The sequence below is a fragment of the Virgibacillus salinus genome, assembly GCF_900102415.1.
GTDB classification, from domain to species: Bacteria; Bacillota; Bacilli; order Bacillales; family Amphibacillaceae; genus Lentibacillus; species Lentibacillus subterraneus.
Genome location: NZ_FNKD01000001.1, coordinates 1,006,879 through 1,026,783 on the forward strand (window position 1 = coordinate 1,006,879; position 19,905 = coordinate 1,026,783).

Genomic DNA, 19,905 nt, shown 5'->3' on the forward strand with positions numbered 1-19,905 from the left:
TAATAATAAGAGATATTTTCAGATTTATTGAAAGCGCTTTTATAAACAGGCGTTTTAATTGAAGACATGCATCTTGGTTCAAAAGGTACCTACCTTTAGGAATTTATTATTACAAATATAAGAGGAGGTTATTAGTTCATGAAAAAGTGGCTGGCCGGTTTTATGTTTTTAGGGATGCTTTTTGCAGCAGCTTGTGCAGATAGCTCAAGTCAGGAAGAACAGGATAGTGATGATTCGTCATCGGCGTCTGAAGCAACTGAGCTTAGTTTTATTCATTGGAGGGGTGAAGATAAGGAGGTATTTGAAGATATTATTGCACAGTTTGAAGAAGAAAATCCTGACATCGATATTAAGATGAATATTTATCCGTCCGAACAGTATCAGTCAAACGCACAGCAATTGCTTCGTGATGGATCTACCGGTGATGTGTTCACATCATTTCCGGGATCGCAATTTGAGGCAATGAAGGAAGCGGGTTTGTTTACCGATTTAACGAATGAAGACTTTGTGGGTAACTTTTCGGAAGGACCTATTAGCGTTGGTCAGGCTGATGGAAAACAACTAGCCATCCCGTATCAGCTTGTATTTAATATGCCTGTATATAACAAGGGTATGTTTGAGGAATTAGGACTTGATGTTCCAAAAAGCTGGTCACAGTACCAGGAAATGGTGGATACATTGATCGAAAATGATATCGTTCCTGTTGCATTTCCAGGTGCTGATATTGGGCCGAACCAAACGATGAATAGCATGATGATGAACAATGCGAAAGATGAAGAAGTTTTTCAGAAACTTGAAAGTGGTGAAGAGTCACTGACAAATGATTGGTGGACTAATACATTAGAAGACTTTCAATATTTCAATGAGAATGGCTACTTCCAGGAAAACGCTTTAGGGACAAATCAGGACTCTGCCATGCAAATGGTTGCAAATGAGGAAGCAGCAATGCTGGCTACCGGTTCCTATCATATGGCTGCGTTAAAGGAGTTGAATCCGGATCTTAAATTGGGCCTTTTACCGCCAATTACGGTACCGGAAAATGAAGTAGAGTACGAAGGTATCCATACGGCTACGTTTATGCTCGCAATTAACAAAAATTCCGAAAAGAAAGAAGAAGCGAAGCAGTTTATCAACTTTTTGAGCCAACCTGAAATTGCTTCTCAGTATGCTAATGGAACGGGACAGCACTTAACTGTAAAAGATGTGGAATATGAATCAGAGGAACTTCAGAATACGGCGCATTGGATTACTGATAAAAAGACACGCTTCCAGCCAAGGTATTTAATCACAGAGGCTGCTGTGGAGGATGCTGTACTTGGATCAATTGAAAATGTTTTAGGTGATGCCTCGCCGGAAGATGCTGCTGCAGAAGCACAGCGAATTATTGAGGAAAATATAGAGTAAATGACAAGTAAGGCTCGCTTATAAGTAATTTCGAGAAGGATTGATTTCATGAAAATTTCAAAGGCGATTTATCTGTTTTTTATTCCGGGTTTGATACTGTATTCGATATTCTTTTTGTTTCCGACAGTTAGCGCATTATATTATTCGTTTACTGATTGGGATGGAATAAGTGCTGATTTTAATTATGTCGGATTTGCGAATTATGAACGTGCTGTTACGGGCGATAGTATCTTCATGAAGTCTGTAGGCAATAACTTGGAGTTTATGATTTTCGTCGCCATTTTTCAAACCTTGGTAGCTTTGATATTCGCTATTATTCTGGTTAAAAATACGAAAGTGAATTACTACCTGCGAGCCTTGTTTTTCTTCCCGACTATTTTATCATCTGTTTCGGTTGCTTTTATATGGGCGTTTGTTTATGACCCGAATTTGGGGATTTTAAATCAATTATTGAATCTTTTAGGGATTGGATTTTTGACACAAAATTGGCTTGGTAACGGTGATATTGCGATTTATTCGTTGGCTTTTACACAAGTTTGGTTCCATGCAGGTCAGATGCTAATCATTTTTGTAGCTGGACTGCATGCCATTCCGAATGATTTATATGAAGCGGCCAAAATGGAAGGAGCTTCTAAATGGCAGCTATTCCGAAAAATCACCTGGCCATTGCTGGCACCGTCAGCGACGATTGTAATAGCCTATACAACAATACAGTCGTTTCAGGCTTTTGATTTAATCTTCGCTTTAACTGGCGGTGGGCCAAATTATTCGACAGAAATTATATCCACTTACATTTATACCGTTGCTTTCAGAAATTATGATTTTGGATATGCGTCGGGTATTTCAGTCATCTTTATGTGTATTATTGCGTTGATTACGTATATTCAGTTTAAGGTGCTGCGATCCAACCGGGTATCTTACTAGGGAAGGGGGCAATGCGCTTGTTTATTAGAAAGTCTGCGGTACTTATATATGCCGTTCTGATACTTGTACCGCTTTTAATGGTCGTTTTGACATCGATGAAAACATTGGAGCAGACGTTTGATAATCCGTTGGGAATACCGGTAGATGGTCTCATCATCGATAACTTTATCAACATCTTTCAAGAACAGACGATGGCAGGCTATTTTGTGAATAGCTCGGTCGTGACCCTTTCCTCAGTATCGCTCACCTTGTTTTTCGCTGCCATGATTGCTTTTGGCATAACACGGCTTAATAACTGGAAGGGGAATGTACTTTTCGCATTGTTTACGGTCGGCATGATGGTTCCGCCCCAGGTGAATATGGTTCCGTTATATTCACTTGTTTTAGATTTAGGATTAACAAACAGTTTGTTAGGGCTGATTTTAGTTAATATAGCTTCCACATTACCTGTTGGTGTTTTTATTCTGACTGGTTTTATGAAGACACTGCCAAAAGAACTATTTGAAGCGTCCACCATTGATGGTGCCGGCAACTGGCGGATTTTTTCAAAAGTCGTTATTCCATTATCATTGCCTTCACTTTCAGCCACTGCCATCTTTTTGTTTGTGATGCACTGGAATGATTTGCTGTTTCCATTGCTGTTTATTACAGATAATGCATATAAAACACTGCCGCTTGCACTACTGGACTTTCAAGGGCAGTATTCCACGAATTACCCAATGTTGTTTACAGGAGTACTGATTGCATCCATTCCAATGGTCATCATGTATATCTTTTTACAACGTTATTTTGTTGCAGGCATGACATCCGGTACGGTCAAAGGCTAATTTTTTAGGCTATTTCTAAAAGATTTGTTGTTTTTGAAGAAATATTTAAGCATATATTATTCACAACCGTATACACGAAGACTCCTGGGGGAGCAAAGGAAGATTTATTTTCCACTTCACATAGTAAAGAATGAGTGAAATGTTATGTTACTCCCTACTATAAGATGATTATTGAATGAAATATGGGAAGTGATTTTCACTTGGTTAATGATACGGTAGTCTTTCAGTGGCCTCGAACAAAGGCATCGGTGAGACCTCGCAGTGCGATAGCAATCTTTTATGCGCAATATCACAGCACCAACTTGTTACACGACGAGCAAAAGAAGAACTCTACAGTCGTCTCCCGGAAAGTGAAGTGTATACGGGCTGCGGGTACAGATAGTAACAAACTATAGGAAAAGAACCATTTTTTATCACGAAATACCAGGGAGGAAGTGATTGCAATGGGAAAAATATTATACCTGCCAATCGGAAGAAAAACGTTCGATCTGGAAACAGGCGAGAAGGAGCGGCAAAATAGTTCAGCCCTTTTGCATGACTTGACCGATGAGCTGATTGAACCGGAAAGAATCATTACAGCTCCTAGTGCATTGCAAAAATTTCTTCTAGATATAAACATTGATGAGGTTGCCGTTACGATTTATCAAAGCGTCACATTTGCTGATGGTCAATTTATCAGGATGTTGTTGGATCATTCCTCTGCGCCTGTAATTGTATGGTCCATACGAGAACCAAGCGTTGGTGAGCGGTTACGGCTTAATTCACTGACAGGCGGAAATAGCACTTGTCATGTCTTGAAAAGTGATCGTCATCCTTATACATTTGTGTTTGGTAATTCAGAGGATGCACAGGTTCAACGAAATATAAAACAACAACTTAACATACGAACGTTGATTGACCGGATCAAGAATTTTAACATTGGCGTCCTGGGTGATCACCAGCCAGGGTTTTATTTTTCAGGAACAGATGAGAAACAACTGAAAGATCAATTTGGAATCGATGTGATCCGGATGGATTTACAGGAAGCGTTCGCTAAAAGTAAACAGATGCCTGAGGAAAAATGGGAAAAGGAGATTAGCCGTGCCAAGGAGCAAGTTATTGGTTTGAACGCAACTGATGAAACGGTTAAACGATTTGCACAGTTCTCAGCTTTTGTACGGGAAGAAATACATCGGAGAAATATTTCTGCACTTTCTATTCGCTGCTGGCCGGAATTTTTTAATGAACTTGGAGCTGCTGCATGTTCGACATTGTCCCAATTCACGGAGGATGGGGTTGTCTCCTCTTGTGAATCGGATATCCATGGAGCCCTCACAATGTTTATTTTGCAAGAATTGTCAGGGGGGGAAGCGCCATACCTAGGTGATATGGTGCATGTAAATGAAGCTAGTAATTCCGTTGTATTATGGCACTGTGGAGCAGGAGCGTACTCATTGGCGCATCCTGAGCAGGGCGCTCAGCCTGGGGTGCATCCAAATCGCGGGCTTGGATTTACGATGGAATTCGGACTTAAACCAGGAATAGTGACTATCTTTCGTGTCGGCTATACCACTGGAGGATACAGACTGCTTGTTATGAGGGGGAAGGCACTTGATACCCCACAACGTTTTAATGGAACTTCGGTCGAGGTTGAACTGGAAACGAATGTGACGGAGACACTTTACGGTCTAATGGAAGAAGGGTTCGAACCTCATTACGGAATGGTTTATGAAGATGTTGTTAGTGATTTAATGGAATTAGGTAAACAGCTGCAATTACCAGTATCTGTATACACGTTGGATTGAAGGGAGCTAAGGAATCAATGAAGCATATTGCCATTGGGCAAGCTGGAGGACCGACAGCAGTTATTAACGCCACGTTGGCAGCTTTTGTCCGTGCGTTATATAAGGATCACTCCCTTACATTCATTAGGAACGGTTTTGAAGGGTTAGCAAAAGAAAAGTTTCTGCAAGCTAGTGACAACGTGATTGACAATATATTGGCACATGAAAAAGTGCCTGGTGCATCTCTGGGTGCCGGCCGCTATACATTAAGTGAGGAACAAATAAGCCAATCTGTACAGGTACTCCAAGACCTCCAGATTGATACGCTTGTCTTCATTGGTGGAAACGGAACCATGGAGGCAATGGACAAAATAAAAGATGAAGCTATTCGTCAGCATTATCAGTTGCAACTATTAGGTCTCCCCAAAACGGTGGATAATGACTTGGCAGGAACAGACCATTCTCCGGGTTTTGGGAGTGCTGCCAGATATGTGGCACAAGTGACAAGGGATATGGGACGTGATCTCTTGGCTATGAATAATTTTGAACAAGTACGGATTATTGAAACAATGGGCAGAAACGCTGGCTGGTTGGCGAGAGCTTCTGGTTTTCTCAAGGAATACGAAAACGATGGTCCCCATTTTATCGCATTGCCTGAAAAGCCGTTAAGACCTGAGATTTTATTTCATCATATTAAAAAGGCAACTCGGGATTATGGTGTTGCGCTGATTGTTGTAAGCGAAGGGGTATGCTTGGATAAAGGAAGCCAAATAGAGAGAGAGCGTGTAAATGGTCATTCCGTTTTGGGAGGGATTTCAAAGGAGATTGAAAATAAGGTTAATGAACACATGAATGTCATGGTGCGTGCTGAATTGTTAGGAATGAATCAAAGAAGCTGCTCTGCTTCCGTTTCAGCAACTGATTATACCGAAGCCATTCAAGTCGGCAGTGTGGGAGCCCGCTGGCTTAGAGAAGGAGCGACAGATGTCATGGTATCTCTCCAGCGTTCCGAAAATACTGCATATGAATCAGTGTTTACACCAGTTTCCCTTAAAACGATTGTTCAAAGCGGGGAAAGAAAACTTCCAGCAAAATTTTTGAATGACCAGGCAGCGTATAATGAATGGCTGAGCCCACTGATTGGTTATGACTTATCCTCTTATCCGCCGCCATTGCAAAGGAGATAAGTTGATGTCTGCAAATAAATTAGATCATAACTCAAATAAGGCTTTATATCTTCAAATTAAGGATGTATTGGTTAAACGCATTCAGGATGGTGTGTGGGGAGAACAAACACTGATCCCAACCGAACGGGAATTAATGAAAGAATTTGACGTAAGCCGAACGACTATTAGGCAAGCGATTTCTGTTCTTGTACAAATCGGATTACTGGAAAAAACACAAGGCAGAGGTACGTTTGTTAAACCTCAGAGATTAGTAGGGAGTTTAGGCCGCCTTAAAGGATTTGCTGAGGAGGTAGTTGAAAAAGGTCAAATTCCTCAATCAAAACTGATACGAACGGAATTTAGTGATATGCTATTTACTGAAAAATCAATGTTAGCTGTTAAGGAAGATCAACCTATTCTTTTAATAGAAAGAATCCGGTTTGCTGATGATATGCCAATTGCTTTGGAGCGAACGTGCTGGCCATATAATATTGGGAGTATTTTAATGCAATACGACCTGAATGCAGCAAGGTATTATGAAATTTTAGAGAACCACAATATCTATCTTCATAAGGCAAGCGAAAAAATTTATGCGATTAATGCAACGCAGGACGAGGCAGATTTACTGGGTATAAGGCCCGGTGAGGCGATGCTTGAGATGAATCGTTTAAGTTTTGGTATGAACAACCACCCGATTGAATATACGAAAACAAAATATCGCAGTGATCAGTATCATTATGATATTGAGTTAAACAGATAAAGGAGGTAAGTTAAAAATGCCTTTTCTGAATGGCAAGCTATTATTAGATCATGCTTATAGAAATGGTTATGGGATAGGTGCTTTTAGTGCACACAATGCCGAAACTGTTCAAGCTATAATTGAAGCGGCAGAAGAGGAACAGTCACCTGTTATGATTCAGGTAGGACAGAAAGTTATTCAAACCTTAGGCATGGATCCAATGAAATTATTAATTGATTGGTATGGGAGGAATACCACCGTTCCAATTACTAATCATCTTGACCATAGCAGTGATTTTCAACAAACGATGAAAGCGATCCAATTAGGGTTTCAATCCGTTATGTTTGATGGCTCGTCCTTATCATTTGTTGAAAATACAGCGTTAACTAAAAAAGTTGTGGCTATAGCCAGGGCGCTTAACATTGGTTCAGAAGGTGAAATTGGAAAAATTGGAGGAACAGAAGATGATATAACTGTTCATGAAAAAGACGCCCTAATAACTACAACAGAAGAAGCTGTTTCATTTGTACAAGAAACGGATGTGGATTATTTAGCAGTATCTATTGGCACTGCACATGGTCTTTACAAGGCAGAACCAAAAATACGTTTTGAAAGATTACAAGATATAACAGAAGCTGTACGACGGCCAATTGTTTTGCATGGTGGTTCTGGTGTACCTGATGAGCAAATAGAAAAGGCTATTTCATTAGGTGTTGCTAAAATTAACGTGGATACCGAATTGAGGCAGTCTTTCACTTACGGTATTCAAAAAGTGTTCGAGGAAAACCAGCAGGAATTTGTACTCGCTAATTCACTTGGGACAGGTAAAACCTATATGAAAGAGAAAGTAAAAGAAAAAATAAATCTATTTGGGAGCCAGAATAAGGCTGCGGATGTCCTTCAAAATTATTCGATTCCGGCGTGTCGACTGTAAGGAGGTGTATCAGGTGGTGAGTGAAACAAATAATAATTTTTATACTGGTTTTTTTAAGTCAGACTATTTAACAGAGAAAGATAAGTATTTATTCTCAAAAACTCCCCCTAAGTATAAATTTAATGTAATTGGTGCAGGTATGATTGGCCAGGAGCACATAAAGGTTACAATGTTGGAGGGACGGGCAAAAATCAATGGTATCTTTGATCTTAATGAAAACAGTATAGAGAATACCTGTCATTTTTTTCGGCAGCAGTATCCGGGTAATAAATTGAAAGTTTATGATACGTTAGAAAGTGCTTGTCAGGATTCGGAAGTTGACGGGCTAATTATTTGCACCCCTAATTATACACATGTTGACATTGTTAAAGAGGCAGTTAAGTCAGGAAAACATATTTTATTAGAAAAGCCGATGGCAACAACATTAAAGGACACCTGGGAGATAAAAGAGATAGCAAAAGACTACGATTCTATTTTTCAAATTGGTCTTCAATACAGACATAAACCTATTTATACGGAAGCCATTCACGAAATGCTGGAAAGAAAATCAGCAGGAAATATCAAAAATATAAGTATTGTAGAGCATCGTGTGCCATTTTTGGATAAGGTCAATCAGTGGAATAAATTTTCGGAATACTCTGGGGGAACACTGGTTGAAAAATGCTGTCACTACTTTGATCTATTAAACTTATTCGCACAATCGAGGCCGGAAAAAGTTTACGCAACAGGCAGCATGGATGTCAATTTTACGGATTTTTATTATAAAGGTACCAAGTCGAATATTATCGACAATGCGATGGTCACGGTAAATTACGAGAATGGTATCAAAGCCCAATTTCAGCTATGTATGTTTGCACCTATGTTTTATGAAGAAATAACAATATGCGGTGACGGAGGCAGACTGAAAGCGTACGAAAAAGAGGATTTTTTACCTATAAACGGTGACAGAACGTATCTGGAAGTATTAAGTGGAGAAAACGGAACAGCAAAAACAGCAGTCCCCTGCTACCCAACAGTCATTCAGGGAAGTGGTCATAGCGGCGCCACATATTATGAGCACAAGTATTTTATCGATAACATAGAGGGTAATTATAAAGCAACAGCCACAGTGGAAGAAGGTTTTTGGTCCATTGTTGTCGGGGAAGCTGCTGAACGTTCCATAAAAAACGGTGAGGTAATCAATGTAAGTGATATGTTGGAACAAGATATTTATTCGAAACTATTGGAATGATATACAACCATGTCTTTAGATAGGAGGGGATATGTTGAAATTCAGTTATATTTCGCATCTTTATTGTCCGAAATGTGGAAATACATTTGGGACCAGCGAGCAGCATCAAGTATGCACTTGTGGTTCACCTTTATTAGTAACATATGACTTGGAAAAAATGAAGAAGAATGTAGCACCCGGTGAATGGGGGACAAGGGAACTTACATTATGGCGGTATCACGAATTACTTCCGGTTGAGGAAGAAATTAATGTCGTTTCACTGGGAGAAGGTATGACTCCATTAATCCCGTTGCGGAAACTTGGAAATGATATGTCCATTGGAAGTCTGTACATGAAGGATGAGGCACTGATCCCGACAGGTACGTTTAAGGCAAGAGGGGCAGCCGTTGGTGTATCGAAGGCAAAAGAAGTTGGCGTTAAGGAACTAGTAATGCCGACAAATGGAAACGCTGGTGCAGCATGGGCTTTATATGCTGCCAGGGCTGGTATAATAGCTACCATTGTGATGCCGACAGATGCTCCCAAAATCAACCGAAATGAAATCGCTCTATCAGGAGCCAATCTTTATTTAGTGAATGGACTCATTAGTGATGCCGGAAAAATAGTAGGAAAAGCGGTCAAGGACTATAACCTTTACGATGCCTCTACATTGAAAGAGCCCTATCGGATTGAAGGAAAGAAAACAATGGGGCTGGAAATCGCTGAACAGCTTAATTGGAATATGCCTGATGTCATTTTATATCCAACTGGTGGCGGCGTTGGTCTGATTGGAATTTATAAAGCTCTGAACGAATTAAAGGAATTAGGCTGGGTCAAAGGAAAGCTTCCCCGATTAGTAGCTGTTCAATCAACGGGATGTGCGCCTATTGTCGAGGCATGGGAAGAAGGAAAACACGAATCTGTGTTTTGGAAGAATTCCGAAACCGTTGCATTCGGTATCAATGTCCCGAAAGCATTAGGAGATTTTCTAGTGTTAGATGCTATTTATAATACCGATGGCTGCGCGATTGCGATCGATGACGAATCGATGCTTAAGGAACAGGAGAAAGTGGCTAACATGGAAGGATGTTTTATTTGTCCAGAAGGTGCTGCTACATTTGCAGCGATTCGCAGCTTAAGAGAAAGCGGGTGGGTTGGACAGGATGAAACTGTAGTTGCTCTGAACACAGGAGCTGGTATTAAGTATCCGGATATTATTGAAGTGAGCCCGGGGATGTTGGGTAAGGAGGATTCGATTAATAAGTTGGAGCCTGTCTATAAAGGAGATTGAAGCTGCTGGTTTATAAGACTGGTGGCTTTTTTTAATGGTTTTACAAAATCTTTTTGGGGAGTAATTCTGCATATTAACGGATACTTAAGGACTTGCTCGAGCGAAAAAAGGTGAAATTTGACGATCCTCATGGTAATTTCACTTTGCATACACCGGAAGTTCAGTCATGACTGATTTCGAAAAGTTTGCGGAACAGAATCCTAAATTCAGTTTTGTTCCTGTCATGATGAAAGCCGATTCGGATGAATGGGGCGGAGAGAACGGTTACATTGATGCGAAATTGTTGAAGCGTTACGTGTCAGATGTCAGCAAACCAATCTATTATCTTACCAGGCCGGCTGGTATGGTGATGGCCATGTATGACATGTTTGTTGAAGAAGGTGCGAATGAGGATGATATTCGTGCTGAGGAGTTTTCGGGGTATCGATGGTTACTTGTCACTTGAAACAAAGATTTTAGACTGGGTAAATTATATAATATTTCGCCTATTTTCGAATAAAATGGTATTAACGGCATTTGCAAAGGAAGAATCTAATGAACAACCTAGGAGTAAACCTGCCAATTTCATCAAATATACTCTTACGCATCTTTGAAAAAAGACTGGCCCGGCAAAATTCTGTACAGGACCTATCTATATGCATGCAAGATGATTTAATACGGTTCAGCGGCGTAGCTAAAAAGCTGATTTTTAACATGAATTTTGAAATAGATTTAAAGCCAATACATGCGGACAAGCGAGTGCTGTATTTTCAAATTGATAGGATAACACCGCTTAATTTAGGGTGGCTGAAAAGTAAAATATTTAACAGACCACCTTTTTTACACTATAAAAAAAATACGATAAGGATTGATTTGAATTGTATTGACAGGATTAGAGATATACCGGTTGGCAATGTAAAAGGGTTCAAAGTTAACGGAGATAAGTTATGGGTTAAATTAGGAATGTAATTGCCCATTCAATTAGGAGGGGTAAGATGAGGATAGTGCTGCTGTTGGTGGTCACCTTTGGTATTGGTTTTACCATATATTTTCTCATTGATAAGTCTCCTGAGGATTATGCGGTTGAGGCAATTGACATGTTTTATGCATATGAACAGGATGGGGCCTTTTCCGATTCCTGGGCAATGTTCCATCCATTAATGCAAGAAAAGTTTGATAAAGGGCACTATCTGCAGGATCGCGCGCACGTGTTCATGAATCACTTTGGGGTTACTACGTTTACTTACTCCTTGGACGAAGCAGTGGAAGTAAAGAACTGGAAAATTGAAGAAGGAGCAGAACCGATTGATCTTGTTTATAAATTGACTGTCACACAAGAGTATAAAGGTAAATATGGCCGGTTTCATATTGTCCAGGATGTTTATGCGACGATGGTTGAAGGGGAGTGGAAAGTACTCTGGGACTACAATAAGTGAACCTGTATTCTTCTATTAGTATGTACTAAGAAAATTGAACTTTGACATGGTGAGGGGTCGAGCGAAGTTGCCCCAAAGTCGAGCGACGATTCCTCAAAGTCGAGCGACAACGGACCAAAGTCGAGCGACAACGGACCAAAGTCGAGCGACAACGGATCAAAGTCGAGCGACAACGGCCCAAAGTCGAGCGACAACGCCTCAAAGTCGAGCGACAATACCCCAAAGTCGAGCGACAACGCCTCAAAGTCGAGCGATGACGCCTCAAAGTCAAGCGACAATTTTATATAAATAGATCTTCCATGGGGATTCACTATTTTCGAAACTCCGCTCAAATATAAGCCCATTCTCTTCGTTATTCAAAATAGGCAGGGCAGACAACACATAGTCTCCACCTAACATAGACAGTGCCTCAGTATTTATATTGAGATTTTCCAATTCTTTGTTACTATGTTTTGTGAATCGATAATTTTCGCCGAGCTCACTAACATACATATACAGTCTGCCGCCCCAGGTATCGAAATAATTCTTAAGATTTGAGTTTTTTTCAAGTTCGGGTGCGATTATTTTTCGGAATTTGTGCTTGTATTCCAATGGAAAACTGTTGTTATACGTATCAAGTGTATAGAATCCGTTATATTGAGCAATGGTTGGGTGCATAGCGATGCTGACAACGCTGTATTTGGATTGGTCCTTTCCAATATAACTTTCAATCGAATCAAATAAATTCTCTGAATAAAATTCAGCAAATGTGGGAGTGCCCAGTTTACTGTATTTATTTTCTTCATTTAAATAAAACACGATGCCACATTGCGCAACAATTAAGGCTACTACTAAAACTTTCCCAAATCGGAGATGCTTCCATAGAATCCACAATGCCAATGCAAAGCAGATATACCAAATCACTGGATCGAGAAAATGTATCCTGCTGAAGTTAAACGTGTTCAGAATCATAATTTGATCCTTTAATACACGCCATCCTCCCCAATACCAGAATGCGTACCAGAGTGAAATCAAGGCGTTGAATATAAATAAGCTAGGTAATATTTTCGGTTTCAGATTACGATATGCTGCAACAAGGAACGCAACACCGATAACAGGGACGATGATTTTGGTGTGGACTGCCATGTCGTGCGTATGTCCGTTAACGAAATTATGGGAAAATAACTTCAATGTCTCTGCCAAATCATTATGTCCAAGGTCATTTTCTGTCCGGTGCGATATAAATCCATCGCTTAAAAACATGGAATAAAGTAATAGATAATTTTTCATCAAAAAGAGAACTGTCATAGACGTAATCGCGGTAAAAAATGCCCAGTTGGACTTTTTTAATCGTATCCAATCAATTAACCAAATTACGCCCATCAGACCTAAGAAAAATACAAATGTAAGGATAAAACTTGAGAAAAACGGCAGTAACAATAATACTAGCCAATAATATTTATTGATGTTCCACCCATGGTCGCGGATTGTTAAAAATACATGTAAAGCAAGTGGCAGACCTGCAATTGTTAAGAGACCTGATGGCCAAAATGGCAGCAGTGCAAAACATAGTGCTGCACCAACTGAAATTAATGGTGTTTCAATACGATTTCGAAGTAAAATATACATGCCATAGAAAGCAACAAACCGCATGATTGTTTGCCCAATCGTATAAGCTGTCATCGGTTCGAAGAGTACATAAAGCCACACCATTGCATCAAATGGGGAGGCAAGTGTACTTCGTGGCAGTCCATTAATCACATTTGGAATTGTTCCTGGTGAAAATAACTGTCCACTTTCAACGAGCAGTTTGTACCAGACAATGTTTGAGTCTAAATTGTCGTGCACGCGAATATGTGTGTCTTCACCAAGAATATAATATGGCAGCAGATAGGCGATAATCACCAGACATGCGAACGTTATTAATTTAGGTGTTGAAAAAAGCTTGTGTATGGGTGACCACATCATCTACAGCCTCTTCTCCTATTCCAAAGTATAATGGTAAGCGAACAATTTTTTCACTTTCAGTTGTGGTGAACTGATCTTCACCAATAAACTTTCCAAACTTTTTCCCTGCATGTGACGAATGTAGCGGCACGTAATGTGTTACGGCCATTATGTCATGTTTTTTAAGGTATTCAATCAGCTCCTGTTGCTGATTGGTTTTTATATAAAACATATGGGCATTGTGTTGGCATTCTGATGGGACGTGCGGAACTTCAACTTCGGGCAAATCAGTTAACCCATCGTAATATTGCTTCCATGCACGTAATCGGCTCTTATTAATCAATTCGGCATGCTGTAATTGAACAGACAGGTATGCTGCATTTAGGTCGCTCAATAAATAGGATGAACCAACATCGCGCCATGTATATTTATCTACCATTCCTTTAAAGAATTGCTCCCGGTTTGTGCCTTTTTCCTGTAAAATTTCTGCGCGTTCGACTGACTCAGAGTGATTTACGATTAAGGCACCACCTTCACCGCAAGTAAAATTCTTTGTTTCATGAAAGCTAATCGCACCAAAGTGTCCAATGGTACCTAGAGGCTTTCCATTGTACGAGCTGAACAGTGCCTGGGCCGCATCTTCTATAACCCATAGTCCGTAGCGATTTGCAATATCCATTATCGAATCCATATCACAAGATATACCCGCATAGTGAACAACAACTATCGCCTTTGTACGACTGGTTATAGCTGCTTCGATTGCATCAGGTGAGATATTCATAGTATTTGGTTCGATGTCAACAAAGCGAATCGCTGTTCCTCGTAGAGCAAATGCATTAGCCGTTGAAACAAATGTGTACGATGGCATGATTACTTCATCCTTTTCGCCAACTTCCATTAACAATGTGGTCATTTCAAGTGCAGCTGTACATGATGGTGTCAGGATAACTTTCTCGCACTGCAGTCGTGCTTCAAGCCAGTCGGTACATTTTTTTCCAAACGGTCCATTGCCGGACAGCTTTGTTTGTTCAATTGCTTCCTGCATTGCTGCTGCTTCTTCTCCAACAACACATGGTTTATTAAACGGAATCAAATCTATCACCTCACAACGATTGACTTGTAACGATAATGCCCGCAACTATTAACGTTAATCCAACTACTTTTTGTACAGTTATGGGATCCCCGAAAATAATTACGGAAAGCAGAAACACTAAAACAAATGACAGACTCATAAAAGGGTATGCATAGCTGATATTGAATTTTGTCATTGCTGCCATCCAAAAAAGGGATGCGACAAATGCTGAAATGAACCCAGATAGAATCCAAGGGTTGAGTAATAAATGCAAGAGGAAATAAACTTTATCAGTCAATGCTTCTGGTAGTAAGCCTGCTTTATCAATTTTCCATTTTAAAACAATTTGGCCATAAACGGTGAAAAATATTGTGCCAAAAATATAAAGGTATCCCATGATCACACACCTGGGCCGGTTACTTTATGGTAAACGTCGACTGTATTCATAAGCCTGAAGCCAAGTGAATAAAACAGATTTAATGAAGCCACATTAGCAGCTGAAATGGACGTCCGTAACTCGTTATGCCCGTGCTTGAATTGCTCGGCACAGCCTTGACTCGTAAATGCTTTTGCCAGACCTCTGCTTCGGTATTCCTCTTTAATTCCAAGCAGAAGAACTTTGTCATCCTCATAAGCAAAAAAACCTGCTGTATCATCTTCATACATGAGGGCGTAAATCTGATCCTTCTCCTGAAGGTCCTTTACCCAATTCATGTAGCGAGTGTCAGCCATCGAATTTGGGATATTGAAATCACGATGAAACCGCCCGTGCTTGAACGATTCTTCTGCTATTAGAATAATCTCCGATGGATTATAATCTTTCGTAATTGATGTGGCATCTTTATCGAAAAGATGTAAATTTTCTTTTTTACATACGGGCTCGATTAATGTGTCCATATAATAAAAACCATATTTTAGAAGGAGCTCCGGACTTTCCAAGGGGCCAATCTTAAGGGTGTAGTGCCCATTATACTTATTTGTTTCCTGAAGCGCTTCTTCACGTGTTCCAGTCACTTCAAATGTGTCCATATTAAAATTTCTCTTGTCCCAAGGGGTTTCCCGTAAATGTTTCATATTATCAGCTCCGTTTGTCGTTATCTTCTGTCGTCTCACGAATTAAATAAAGTGGTCTTGCCTTTGTCTCATTAAATACCTTGCCTAGATAAAGCCCAAGAATGCCAAAGTTGAAAAAAATCAATCCACCAATAAAGTAAATGGAGACCATGACACTGGTCCAGCCTTGTACGGGTTCTGCTAAAAAGAAGTATCTTGCAAATAGATACATCCCATAAAGAAATGATCCCAACGAAATTAAGAAGCCAAATTGAATTGATAAGCGAAGTGGTTTATTCGATTGGGATATGATAGCATCGGTTGCTAGAGTGACTAGTTTTTTTATGTTATAGGAAGTTTTTCCTGCCTTTCTTGAGTTATGCTCGACTTGGACAGTACTCGATTTATACCCCATCCATTGAATGAAAAGTGGGAAGAATCGGTTTTGTTCGCGCATTTGCTTGAATCCATCAACCACTTTTTTGGAACTGATACTAAAGTTGGCAGAGGTATGGTCTGATGTCCCACCTGTAAAATAATCATAAACTGAGTAAAAAAACTGTGATGATTTTCGCTTAAACAAATTATCCTGACGCTGTACACGATTCCCAAATACGACTTCATATCCTTCTTGAGCTTTATCGTACAAAGTTCGGATTTCTTCTGGACGGTCCTGTAAATCACAATCCATCACAACAACCCAGTTACCGATAGCGTAGTCAAGACCAGCAGTAATTGCATGGTGCTGACCGAAATTTCTGGCAAGGTCAATTCCTTTTATGCGATCATCTGTTACGCTTAGCTGTTTAATGGTTTCCCAGGCATTATCAGGACTGGCATCGTTTACTAAAATAATTTCGAACTGGGCAGGGATTTTTTCGATGGTTGTTCTAATACGGTCATAAAGTTGGTTCAAACAAGGTTCGCATCCGAATACTGGAATGACTACAGAGATTGTTGGGTGATTTGTTCCCATTGTTCCACATACCATTCAACCGTATTTTTTAATCCCGTATCCAAATCCATCGCTGGCTCCCACCCTAAGGTTTCCCTTAGTTTTGTATCGTCGACTGCATAACGTCTGTCATGTCCCGGGCGATCTTCTGTAAATGCAATCAATTCTTTACAGCTATGATTTTCAGGTTTTAGATGGTCCAGAATATCACATATTTTCATCGCTAGTTCGATATTCGTAATTTCATTTCCGCCACCAATGTTGTATGTTTCTAATGGTTTTGCATTGTGAAAAATAAGATCCAATGCCCGGCAATGATCTTGAACATAAAGCCAGTCACGTATGTTTTTTCCATCACCATAGACAGGGATAGACTCACCTTTTAAGGATTTTGAAATAATTGTTGGTATCAGTTTTTCCTCGTGCTGCTTGGGCCCATAATTGTTGGAGCTGCTCGAAATAACAACATTCATCCCATACGTATTGCCGAAGCTTTTTACAAGCATATTGGCACTTGCTTTGGAAGCACTGTACGGGTTACGGGGGTCATAGGGTGTATCTTCATGAAATTTTCCAGCTGCGCCAAGTGATCCATAAACTTCATCGGTTGAAATATGATGGAAGCGTCTTGTTGCAAGTTCACCTTTCAATTCCCATGATTCGCGAGCAGCCTGAAGCAATACGGTTGTTCCGAGTACATTTGATTCAATAAACGATGCTGCATCTTCAATGGACCGATCAACATGCGATTCAGCTGCAAAATGGATAACACCATAAATATCGTAAATTGAAAATACACTTTTTATGAGAACTTCATCAGCAATATCTCCTTGAATGAAGTGATAATTTTCAAAATTCTCCACTTCACGAAGATTGGCTGTTGAGCCTGCATAGGTTAATTTATCAACATTTATTAGCTGGTAATCGGGATATTTATTCAGGAAATAATAGATGAAATTTGAACCAATAAATCCATTTCCGCCTGTTATGAGTAATGTTTTATTCATTTTCTACCAGTCCTAACATTGGATTTCGATCAATAGATTCCCAGTATTGTTCTGTGTGTTTACGGTCAGCAATTTCGAGTAGATATTTTCCGTAATCGGTCTTCTCCATTGCTCTTCCTTTTTCCTTTAGTGCTTTCTGGCTCATATAGCCCATGTAATAGGCGATTTCTTCCAGACATGCAATTTTAAATCCTTGACGCTGCTGCGTAATCTTTACAAATTCAGATGCCTCGAAAAGTGATTCATGTGTTCCAGCATCCATCCAAGCAAACCCTCTACCCAATAATTGCACGTCAAGCTGGCTGCCTTTTAGGTATTCTTTATTTAAGTCGGTGATTTCCAGTTCGCCTCGTGCTGAGTATGGTAGTTGTTTAGCAATCTGGACAGCGCGGTAGTCGTAAATATATAGCCCAGTTACGGCAAAATCTGATTTTGGCTGTTCCGGTTTTTCCTCAAGGGAAATTACTTTCTGATTATGATCAAATTCTGCTACCCCAAACCGATGTGCATCTTTTACACGATATCCGAATATTGTTGCGTTCCGATGATTTTCAAGTGCTTTTCTAAATAGGGTCGTGAAACCTTGACCGTAAAAAATATTATCACCTAGGATAAGTGTCACATCATCTTTTCCGATGAAATCCTCAGCTAGAATAAATGCCTCCGGGATCCCATTTGGATCTGATTGTTCCAAGTAGTTAAGGTTGATGCCAAGTGATGAGCCGTCGCCCAAAAGGTCCTTAAAGCGGGGTTTATCTTCAGGTGTGGTAATAATCATGATGTCGGTAATCCCACCCAGCATTAATACTGATAATGGATAATAAATCATAGGCTTATCATAGACAGCAAGTAAATGTTTACTAATACTGTCGGTACTCGGAGAAAGCCTCGAACCGCTACCCCCAGCAAGAATAATCCCCTTCATTAAAATCACTCCTTTGGTAGTGGTGGTGGTGGTGGTGCCTGTCACTTCCCGGTTTTTGTCGGTTTATGTTAAATAATATTTCGCTTACAGAAATGACTCTGTTAACAAGTATATAACCTTTTTAGCGCTGTAATAATCTTACAATAACGTTGCATTTTTATTACGAATAAGAGATTGTTTTTCTAGTGAAGATGGGATATATTGTTTGTAATTGAAGTCTGTCTTGTTCAGTAGGTTAATAGGTATTTAGAGGAGGCGACGTATGACCCAAAAAATTGCCATATTGATTTTACATGGAGCAGGTACACCTGATAAACATTTTGCTGAGAAAATGATTAGACGTATTTCGAATCGTTTTGAGAAAAAGTTAGGGGTAAAGAGCTCAGAGCTGGAGTTTGAGCCTGTGTACTGGTCGGCTATTTTTGCAGGTGAGCAGGAGGAGCTTTGGAATAATCTGCAACAGGATCAGGATTTGGATTATACACGGATGCGCCGCTTTATAATTGATTTTTTATCCGATGCTGTTGCGTACCAGCCTACGAGTTCGGGTGGGCAAAACTATGATAAGGTTCATACGCTGGTTGCTAAAGCGATTCGAAAATTGAAAGAACGGGCTGGACAAAACGCACCACTTTGTGTCATCAGTCATAGCCTTGGAACTGTAGTTGCGAGTAATTATTTTTATGATTTACAGTTCAGACGTGAAAATATGGGTGTTGAAACGAAAACGTGTACCCACCAGACACCGATTGAACAATGTGAGACGCTAACTCTCTTTTATACGATGGGAAGTCCAATGGCATTATGGTCGATGCGATATATTGATTTTGGCTCGCCAATCGCTGTTCCGTCACTTGATTTGGAGAAATTTTACCCAGGTTTAAAAGGAGAATGGCTTAATTTTTATGATAAAGATGATATTCTGGCATATCCACTTAAGGGGCTGAACGGTGAATATAATCGGGCAGTGAAAAAAGACGTTGGGGTAAATACTGGAGGATTGCTGACAAGCTGGAACCCGCTTTCGCATACGAAATATGATACGGATCCGGAAGTGGTTCGTGCTATTGTTGAGGGGCTAATCAGGACATGGAAGGTTGTGAATGACTAGGCTTGAACTTGTTCTTTTCTAAGAAAGTCTGTTCTCCAATCTCTTATCGTTAAATATTTAGTAGATTTGCAGGACTTTTGTCGGTATATATCGAATGAATATAATAATAGATATTAGAAAACTTGGATTAAGCATGGAGTGCATGCAATCAGTTGCGCTTATTCAATACTATCTTGCTAAGAA

General features: G+C 40.0%; 21 protein-coding genes. 13 read left to right on the forward strand and 8 right to left on the reverse strand.

Going from position 1 to position 19,905, the window contains the following annotated elements; translation table 11 throughout:
- The first annotated feature begins 138 nt into the window (after positions 1-138).
- From BLS02_RS04740 to BLS02_RS04795, 12 genes are all read left to right on the forward strand, one after another.
- On the forward strand, positions 139-1,404 hold the full coding sequence (locus BLS02_RS04740) for an ABC transporter substrate-binding protein (RefSeq protein ID WP_092491801.1): 1,266 nt from the start codon (positions 139-141) through the stop codon (positions 1,402-1,404).
- 48 nt (positions 1,405-1,452) lie between these two features.
- Complete coding sequence (locus tag BLS02_RS04745; RefSeq protein WP_092491802.1) at positions 1,453-2,328, forward strand: carbohydrate ABC transporter permease; 876 nt, start codon at positions 1,453-1,455, stop codon at positions 2,326-2,328.
- A gap of 77 nt (positions 2,329-2,405) precedes the next feature.
- A complete protein-coding gene (locus BLS02_RS04750) occupies positions 2,406-3,155 on the forward strand; it encodes a carbohydrate ABC transporter permease (protein ID WP_425445142.1) in 750 nt (249 codons plus the stop codon).
- Between the two features lie 443 nt (positions 3,156-3,598).
- Entirely contained in the window at positions 3,599-4,939 is a 1,341-nt protein-coding gene (gene sftI / locus BLS02_RS04755; RefSeq protein WP_092491804.1) for a sulfoquinovose isomerase, read from the forward strand.
- 17 nt (positions 4,940-4,956) lie between these two features.
- Entirely contained in the window at positions 4,957-6,105 is a 1,149-nt protein-coding gene (locus BLS02_RS04760) for a diphosphate--fructose-6-phosphate 1-phosphotransferase (RefSeq protein ID WP_092491805.1), read from the forward strand.
- Positions 6,106-6,109: 4 nt separating this feature from the next.
- Entirely contained in the window at positions 6,110-6,844 is a 735-nt protein-coding gene (locus BLS02_RS19300; protein ID WP_092491806.1) for a GntR family transcriptional regulator, read from the forward strand.
- A gap of 16 nt (positions 6,845-6,860) precedes the next feature.
- A complete protein-coding gene (locus BLS02_RS04770; RefSeq protein WP_092491807.1) occupies positions 6,861-7,757 on the forward strand; it encodes a class II fructose-bisphosphate aldolase in 897 nt (298 codons plus the stop codon).
- A gap of 16 nt (positions 7,758-7,773) precedes the next feature.
- Positions 7,774-8,988 carry a Gfo/Idh/MocA family protein gene (locus BLS02_RS04775; RefSeq protein ID WP_254788722.1) on the forward strand — a complete coding sequence of 405 codons (1,215 nt, stop codon included), beginning with the start codon at positions 7,774-7,776 and terminating at the stop codon, positions 8,986-8,988.
- A gap of 34 nt (positions 8,989-9,022) precedes the next feature.
- Positions 9,023-10,258: a threonine synthase gene (locus tag BLS02_RS04780; protein WP_092491809.1), complete on the forward strand. Its 1,236-nt coding sequence runs from the start codon at positions 9,023-9,025 to the stop codon at positions 10,256-10,258.
- A gap of 166 nt (positions 10,259-10,424) precedes the next feature.
- A complete protein-coding gene (locus BLS02_RS04785) occupies positions 10,425-10,703 on the forward strand; it encodes a ferredoxin reductase domain-containing protein (RefSeq protein ID WP_092491810.1) in 279 nt (92 codons plus the stop codon).
- Positions 10,704-10,792: 89 nt separating this feature from the next.
- The gene (locus BLS02_RS04790; protein WP_092491811.1) at positions 10,793-11,206 is read left to right on the forward strand and encodes a hypothetical protein; all 414 of its coding nucleotides are present in this window, start codon (positions 10,793-10,795) and stop codon (positions 11,204-11,206) included.
- A 26-nt stretch (positions 11,207-11,232) separates the two neighbouring features.
- Positions 11,233-11,673 (forward strand): hypothetical protein, encoded by a 441-nt coding sequence (locus BLS02_RS04795; protein ID WP_092491812.1) that lies wholly within the window; start codon positions 11,233-11,235, stop codon positions 11,671-11,673.
- Here the strand turns inward: BLS02_RS04795 and BLS02_RS18745 are convergent.
- Genes BLS02_RS18745 through rfbA form a run of 8 tightly spaced genes read right to left on the reverse strand, consistent with a single transcriptional unit; the run spans position 11,661 to position 18,611 of the window.
- The gene (locus tag BLS02_RS18745; RefSeq protein WP_139180766.1) at positions 11,661-11,984 is read right to left on the reverse strand and encodes a hypothetical protein; all 324 of its coding nucleotides are present in this window, start codon (positions 11,982-11,984) and stop codon (positions 11,661-11,663) included. The two genes, BLS02_RS04795 and BLS02_RS18745, sit on opposite strands and share 13 nt — an antisense overlap.
- The gene (locus BLS02_RS04805; RefSeq protein WP_092491814.1) at positions 11,941-13,617 is read right to left on the reverse strand and encodes a DUF6044 family protein; all 1,677 of its coding nucleotides are present in this window, start codon (positions 13,615-13,617) and stop codon (positions 11,941-11,943) included. The genes BLS02_RS18745 and BLS02_RS04805 overlap by 44 nt, the downstream gene beginning before the upstream one ends.
- Positions 13,580-14,701, reverse strand: a complete 1,122-nt coding sequence (gene rffA, locus BLS02_RS04810) for a dTDP-4-amino-4,6-dideoxygalactose transaminase (protein WP_439144711.1) — start codon at positions 14,699-14,701, stop codon at positions 13,580-13,582. The genes BLS02_RS04805 and rffA overlap by 38 nt, the downstream gene beginning before the upstream one ends.
- A gap of 1 nt (position 14,702) precedes the next feature.
- A complete protein-coding gene (locus tag BLS02_RS04815) occupies positions 14,703-15,068 on the reverse strand; it encodes an EamA family transporter (protein ID WP_092491816.1) in 366 nt (121 codons plus the stop codon).
- A gap of 2 nt (positions 15,069-15,070) precedes the next feature.
- Positions 15,071-15,745: an N-acetyltransferase gene (locus BLS02_RS04820; protein WP_092491817.1), complete on the reverse strand. Its 675-nt coding sequence runs from the start codon at positions 15,743-15,745 to the stop codon at positions 15,071-15,073.
- Between the two features lie 4 nt (positions 15,746-15,749).
- Positions 15,750-16,700, reverse strand: coding sequence for a glycosyltransferase family 2 protein (locus tag BLS02_RS04825; protein ID WP_092491818.1), 951 nt, complete (start codon positions 16,698-16,700; stop codon positions 15,750-15,752).
- Positions 16,670-17,686, reverse strand: coding sequence for a dTDP-glucose 4,6-dehydratase (rfbB, locus tag BLS02_RS04830; protein ID WP_092491819.1), 1,017 nt, complete (start codon positions 17,684-17,686; stop codon positions 16,670-16,672). Before rfbB ends, BLS02_RS04825 begins: the two co-directional genes overlap by 31 nt.
- Positions 17,679-18,611 (reverse strand): glucose-1-phosphate thymidylyltransferase RfbA, encoded by a 933-nt coding sequence (gene rfbA, locus BLS02_RS04835; RefSeq protein ID WP_092491820.1) that lies wholly within the window; start codon positions 18,609-18,611, stop codon positions 17,679-17,681. The genes rfbB and rfbA overlap by 8 nt, the downstream gene beginning before the upstream one ends.
- Positions 18,612-18,873: 262 nt before the next feature.
- Here rfbA and BLS02_RS04840 point away from each other — a divergent pair, with 262 nt between their 5' ends.
- Complete coding sequence (locus BLS02_RS04840) at positions 18,874-19,722, forward strand: chemotaxis protein (RefSeq protein ID WP_092491821.1); 849 nt, start codon at positions 18,874-18,876, stop codon at positions 19,720-19,722.
- Positions 19,723-19,905 lie beyond the last annotated feature (183 nt).

Bases quoted from the DNA above. Each gene is read 5' to 3' on its own strand.
- BLS02_RS04740 (WP_092491801.1), top strand. From the start codon at position 139: ATGAAAAAGTGGCTGGCCGGTTTTATGTTTTTAGGGATGCTTTTTGCA.
- BLS02_RS04745 (WP_092491802.1), top strand. From the start codon at position 1,453: ATGAAAATTTCAAAGGCGATTTATCTGTTTTTTATTCCGGGTTTGATA.
- BLS02_RS04750 (WP_425445142.1), top strand. From the start codon at position 2,406: ATGGTCGTTTTGACATCGATGAAAACATTGGAGCAGACGTTTGATAAT.
- sftI (WP_092491804.1), top strand. From the start codon at position 3,599: ATGGGAAAAATATTATACCTGCCAATCGGAAGAAAAACGTTCGATCTG.
- BLS02_RS04760 (WP_092491805.1), top strand. From the start codon at position 4,957: ATGAAGCATATTGCCATTGGGCAAGCTGGAGGACCGACAGCAGTTATT.
- BLS02_RS19300 (WP_092491806.1), top strand. From the start codon at position 6,110: ATGTCTGCAAATAAATTAGATCATAACTCAAATAAGGCTTTATATCTT.
- BLS02_RS04770 (WP_092491807.1), top strand. From the start codon at position 6,861: ATGCCTTTTCTGAATGGCAAGCTATTATTAGATCATGCTTATAGAAAT.
- BLS02_RS04785 (WP_092491810.1), top strand. From the start codon at position 10,425: ATGACTGATTTCGAAAAGTTTGCGGAACAGAATCCTAAATTCAGTTTT.
- BLS02_RS04790 (WP_092491811.1), top strand. From the start codon at position 10,793: ATGAACAACCTAGGAGTAAACCTGCCAATTTCATCAAATATACTCTTA.
- BLS02_RS04795 (WP_092491812.1), top strand. From the start codon at position 11,233: ATGAGGATAGTGCTGCTGTTGGTGGTCACCTTTGGTATTGGTTTTACC.
- BLS02_RS04805 (WP_092491814.1), bottom strand. From the start codon at position 13,617: ATGTGGTCACCCATACACAAGCTTTTTTCAACACCTAAATTAATAACG.
- BLS02_RS04815 (WP_092491816.1), bottom strand. From the start codon at position 15,068: ATGGGATACCTTTATATTTTTGGCACAATATTTTTCACCGTTTATGGC.
- BLS02_RS04820 (WP_092491817.1), bottom strand. From the start codon at position 15,745: ATGAAACATTTACGGGAAACCCCTTGGGACAAGAGAAATTTTAATATG.
- BLS02_RS04825 (WP_092491818.1), bottom strand. From the start codon at position 16,700: ATGGGAACAAATCACCCAACAATCTCTGTAGTCATTCCAGTATTCGGA.
- rfbB (WP_092491819.1), bottom strand. From the start codon at position 17,686: ATGAATAAAACATTACTCATAACAGGCGGAAATGGATTTATTGGTTCA.
- rfbA (WP_092491820.1), bottom strand. From the start codon at position 18,611: ATGAAGGGGATTATTCTTGCTGGGGGTAGCGGTTCGAGGCTTTCTCCG.
- BLS02_RS04840 (WP_092491821.1), top strand. From the start codon at position 18,874: ATGACCCAAAAAATTGCCATATTGATTTTACATGGAGCAGGTACACCT.